Here is a 537-nt window from a genome sequence, read left to right as displayed (position 1 = left end):
GGCAGCCTGAGCATCACCGCCGCCGGCACCTGGACCTACGAGGTGGCCAACGCCGATGTGCAGTACCTGGGCGCCGGGGACACCCGTGTCGAGACCTTCGAGGTGAGCTCGATCGATGGCACCGCCACCGAAACCGTGACCATCACCATCACCGGCAGCAACGATGGCGCCACCATCAGCGGCGATGCCGTCGGTGCCGTCAGCGAGGACGGTAACGACCCGCTGCTGACCGACAGCGGCAGCCTCAGCGTGGCCGACGTGGATCAGGGCGAAGATGTCTTCGATACCGGCAGTGTCACCGACACCACCGTCGGCGGTGCCCTTGGCAGCCTGAGCATCACCGCGGCCGGCACCTGGACCTACGAGGTGGCCAACGCCGATGTGCAGTACCTGGGCGCCGGCGACACCCGCGTCGAGACCTTCGAGGTGAGCTCGGTCGATGGCACCGCCACCGAAACCGTGACCATCACCATCACCGGCACCAACGATGGCGCCACCATCAGCGGCGATGTTCTGGGGGCGGTGACCGAGGACAAT

At 67.0% G+C, this 537-nt stretch carries 1 protein-coding gene; it reads left to right on the top strand.

Annotated elements, in window-relative coordinates; all coding sequences use genetic code 11:
- Positions 1–537: VCBS domain-containing protein (locus tag AC1IN8_RS21070; protein WP_479760504.1), on the top strand; the 537-nt coding region annotated here is incomplete at both ends.

This window comes from Aeromonas sp. 130281, from assembly GCF_056642115.1.
The sequence above is the reverse complement of the archived record's forward strand: the minus strand, read 5'-3'. Positions and strand labels throughout refer to the sequence as shown.